The following is a 2,539-nucleotide window of genomic DNA, read 5'->3' as shown; positions in this document are numbered from 1 at the left end:
GCGTCGGTCTCGATCTCCTTGATGATGCGACGGCGCATCATGGTCTCGGACTTCAGCAGCACGTCCAGCTCGCCCTGCTCTTCGCGCAGGTTCTTCAGCTCCTGCTCGATCTTGATGGCTTCCAGGCGCGCCAGTTGGCGCAGGCGGATTTCCAGGATGTCTTCGGCCTGACGGTCGGTCAGGTTGAAGGCCTGGATAAGCGCCATCTTCGGGTCGTCGCTTTCGCGGATGATGCGGATCACCTCCTCGATGCGCAGCAGCACCATCTGCCGGCCTTCAAGGATGTGGATGCGGTCCTCCACCTTGCCCAGACGGTGCCGGGTGCGGCGCGTGACCGTCTCGAAGCGGTACTTGACCCACTCGCGCAGGATCTCGACCAACCCCTTCTGGCGCGGCCGGCCATCGGTGCCGATCATCACCAGGTTGATGGCCGCGCCCGACTCCAGCGACGTATGCGCCAGCAGTGCGTTAGCGAATTCCTGCTGGTCGATGTTCTTGCTCTTGGGCTCAAACACCAGGCGCACCGGAGCGTCCTTGCCGGATTCATCGCGCACCGCATCGAGCAGGCCCAGCATGGTCTGCTTCATCTGCAGCTGGTCCGGCGTGAGCGATTTCTTGCCGGTGCGCACCTTCGGGTTGGTCAGCTCTTCGATCTCTTCCAGCACCTTCTGCGACGAGGTGTTGGGCGGCAGCTCGTTCACCACCAGTTGCCACTGGCCGCGCGCGAGCTCTTCGATCTTCCAGCGCGCGCGCACCTTCAGACTGCCGCGGCCAGTCTCGTACACCTGCGCGATGTCCGTCGGCGACGAGATGATCTGTCCGCCGCCCGGATAGTCCGGGCCGGGCATGTACTGCATCAGGTCGGTGCTGGTGAGCTTGTCGTCGCGGATCAGCGCAACGGCGGCGATGGCCACTTCGCGCAGGTTGTGCGACGGGATCTCGGTCGCCATGCCCACCGCGATGCCCGAGGCGCCGTTGAGCAGCACGAACGGCAGGCGCGCCGGCAGCAGCTTGGGCTCGTCCATCGAGCCGTCGTAGTTGGGGACGAAATCGGCGGTGCCCTGGTCCAGCTCTTCGAGCAGCATGCGCGAGATCGGCGTCAGGCGCGCTTCGGTGTAACGCATCGCTGCCGCGCCGTCACCGTCGCGCGAGCCGAAGTTGCCCTGGCCATCGATCAGCGGGTAACGCAGCGAGAAATCCTGCGCCAGGCGCACCAGCGCGTCGTAGGCGGATTGGTCGCCGTGCGGGTGGTATTTACCGAGCACGTCGCCGACCACGCGGGCCGACTTGACCGGCTTGGCGTCAGCGCGCAGGCCCATCTCGTGCATCGCAAACAGGATGCGGCGCTGCACCGGCTTCTGGCCGTCGGCCACCTCGGGCAGGGCGCGACCCTTGACCACGCTGACGGCGTAGTCGAGGTAGGCGCGCTCGGCATAGGCGCCAAGCGTGAGCGCTTCGGCCGGCTCGCTGGGGTCGAAGAGGATGTCTTGTTGTTCCATGGAGGCTCAAGCGAGGGCGGCGCGCATCGGTTGCGGCGCCGCCAGGATCAATGTTGTTGTGCGTTCGTGGCGAGGCCAGTGGCCGGGTCCAGTACCAGTTCGATGCGCCCGTGCCGCCCCGTGCGACCAGGCTTGCCCGTGACCATGGCGCCATTGGCGCTCACGTTCATGAGGCGGGCTGAACCGGCAACCGTGGCCATCGGGTTGTAGTAACGGTAGAACTGCAGCACCGTCTTCACGTAGTTCTGCGTCTCGGCATAGGGCGGGATGTCGTTGCCGTGCTTCTGCACCGCGCCCTCACCGGCGTTGTAGGCGGCCAGAACAAGTTCGAGGTTGCCCGAGAACATGCGCAGCAGATCGCTCAGGTAGCGCACGCCGGTGGCGATGTTGATCTTCGGGTCAGCCAGCTTCTGCGCGGCCGAGCGGCGGGCGTCACCGGTCACGCCGTAGCGCTCACCGGTTTCGGGAATCACCTGCATCAGCCCGATCGCGCCCTTGGGCGACACTGCCTGCGGGTTGAAACCGGATTCGGCGGCGATCACCGCTTTCACCAGCGCCGGGTCCACGCCGTGCTTGCTCGCCGCCTGGCGGATCAGCGGCTCGACCGTCGGCACGTTCGGATGCTGCAGCACCGCGCGCACGAGGCGCTGGCGCATGCCGGCGTTGTCGAGCGCGTCGCGCTTGCCGGCGGCAATGTAAGCATCGGCATCGGGCGGATCACCAGCCGGCTGGGCGATGGCGCTGCCCTCCTGTCCGCCGGCGACAGCCGCGCCCTTCATGAACAGCACGTAGCGGTCATCCAGACGCGACGCCGCAAAGTGTGCGAGACCGTTCTCGTCGATGTAGCCGTAGACGTCCGCGCGCGCCGGCTGGCTGGCCAGCAAGGCCAGCGCCGTCAGCAGCAATGCGATACGTCGTACGAACTTCATCGTGATCGTTCGGCTATCAGATATCGGCTTCGACCTCGTTGCCGCGCGCTTCCAGCCACGTGCGGCGCGCGCCGGCTTCGCCCTTGCCCATCAGCATGTTCATCATGTTGA

2 protein-coding genes are annotated in these 2,539 nt (G+C 66.0%); both read right to left on the bottom strand.

Annotation, left to right across the window (positions count from 1 at the left end; genetic code table 11):
* On the bottom strand, nucleotides 1-1,499 hold a 1,499-nt coding region (locus tag QZ609_RS26335; protein WP_295501410.1), incomplete at its 3' end, for a DNA topoisomerase IV subunit A.
* A gap of 47 nt (nucleotides 1,500-1,546) precedes the next feature.
* Nucleotides 1,547-2,428, bottom strand: a complete 882-nt coding sequence (locus QZ609_RS26330) for a lytic transglycosylase domain-containing protein (RefSeq protein ID WP_295501408.1) — start codon at nucleotides 2,426-2,428, stop codon at nucleotides 1,547-1,549.
* Nucleotides 2,429-2,539 lie beyond the last annotated feature (111 nt).

It is taken from the genome of uncultured Ralstonia sp. (assembly GCA_913056305.1).
Taxonomy (GTDB): domain Bacteria; phylum Pseudomonadota; class Gammaproteobacteria; order Burkholderiales; family Burkholderiaceae; genus Ralstonia.
This window is presented reverse-complemented; position numbering and strand designations above follow the sequence as displayed.